Below are 1,670 nucleotides of genomic sequence, written 5' to 3'. Positions count from 1 at the left end.
TTCTCAATAGTCTCGGGTCGCAGCTCGTAGTGAGTCCCCGTGAACCCGTAAAGCTGACCAGCTATAGAAACCCAATGGCTACCCGAATACAGCGCCTCAACAGCTTTTTGCACATAGTTTTGCTCTGGAATCGGCGCGGTATCTGGGATGTAGTCATTTGTGCTACTAGATGACGACAAAGATACTACATTTTTACACGTGCGCGGGTGTGGAAAAAGAGAATTTAATATGTCTTGAGCGCTAATACCCTTGTTGTCAATCCAGTCTTTGACATCAAATCCCTGACTCTTTGGTAGGTTATCCCAGACCCAGGAATAAGGGTCGCAGTACAGCCACTGAGCGTTCAGGAAATGTTCTGCAACTTTTGCCGCGTCCTCAATCCCTGGTATGTCGCGGTCAGGGCAAATGACAACCTTCGCGCCCTGTAAATCGCTTGTGTCAGTGATTCGCCACTTCCCCATACCACCGATGCTAGTGGTGGCGGCCAAGCCTAAATCCCAAAGAATGTCAGCGCAGGGTTCGCCGTCAACAATGAAAATAAATTCATCATTTACGATCGCTTTTTGAACTTCGGCACGGCGGTAAATTGGGATGCTGGCCCGCTGAACGTCTCCCAGCTTCATTGCCCAGTCATTCTTGTTTTTGTCCCAGTGCTGTTGCTTAATATCCTTTTTGCGCCCGTCCCCATAATCAATCCGCTGTACCCTGACAAGTGGGGAACCGTCGCGAGCGGGATAGGGGAAGTAACGAGTGGCCGCGGGGCGAATGGCTTTCTTTTGGATGGGAGCGTAAAAGATGTGACCGTCTGCATCTGATTTGCTGGTAGCCTCCCAACCTTCTGTGGGTTGATTGTCACGGTTGCAGACTGATAGCTCACCGATGGAGTAACACCAATCAGGTTTACCACAATGTAAACAGGGGTTCGATGTAGAAACTTTTACAAGATTCCTGCGGGCGCTTGAAGTTTGCCCGTTGTTAGAGTTATCATCGGTGTACATTAAATTTAGCTCGCCCTAAGCGAGTTGAATGTGGGTGAATTTCCAAAAAGCCGTTGCGGTTCAGGTACCAATTGAAGGCAGCGGTTTTTTGGTGTCTAAATTTTGGAAAAATTAAAGCGTAATTGGTGCCGCCCTGTTAGTTGCTAGTGAGTGCGGTTAGGTTGTCGGTGAGGCTGACACCGATTAAGCCATTACAGAACTTAGGAGCGAGAGCTAAAACCTTCAGTAGTTGAGCCAGACTCTTTAAATGCTCTGTCACGCAAAAAACCTTTACCCATGTCAAGTAATTGGCATCGACCGCCCACTGTCTCCAAATGTTTCTGTAGGGGTAATGCTTGATAGCTGACCGCCGAAATTCTCTTTCTTCGCGACGGGCTTCGATTCTTTCTCTAGGGGTGAGAGGGCGTGTGTCCATGCACAATATTTTAAGTTACGGATTAAAAGCTGGAGACATACATCTTGGCTTTGAGCTTACTCTGACCATACTCTGACTGCACCGGAAACCTAATAGGTTTCCGACTTTGACTACATACACAGAAACCATGCGCTAAACCCCCTCGCAACCCGACCATACTTTGACCATACTCTGACAGCATTACAAACCCTACGGGTTTGTGATTTTGTCTACATACCGAAAACAGTCTCAAAAAACTCTCTGCCATTTGCTCGAAA

At 47.7% G+C, this 1,670-nt stretch carries 1 protein-coding gene and 1 pseudogene; both read right to left on the bottom strand.

Going from position 1 to position 1,670, the window contains the following annotated elements:
• Positions 1-998, bottom strand: a pseudogene (locus QUB30_RS33530) (hypothetical protein); the annotation flags it as partial.
• Positions 999-1,134: 136 nt separating this feature from the next.
• Positions 1,135-1,413, bottom strand: coding sequence for a hypothetical protein (locus tag QUB30_RS33525; protein ID WP_333342665.1), 279 nt, complete (start codon positions 1,411-1,413; stop codon positions 1,135-1,137).
• Positions 1,414-1,670: the final 257 nt, after the last annotated feature.

It is taken from the genome of Microcoleus sp. BROC3, from assembly GCF_036702515.1.
In the GTDB taxonomy this organism is placed as follows: domain Bacteria; phylum Cyanobacteriota; class Cyanobacteriia; order Cyanobacteriales; family Microcoleaceae; genus Microcoleus.
The sequence above is the reverse complement of the archived record's forward strand: the minus strand, read 5'-3'. Positions and strand labels throughout refer to the sequence as shown.

Excerpts from the sequence above, each read along its gene's own strand:
- QUB30_RS33525 (WP_333342665.1), bottom strand. The coding sequence starts at position 1,413 with ATGGACACACGCCCTCTCACCCCTAGAGAAAGAATCGAAGCCCGTCGC.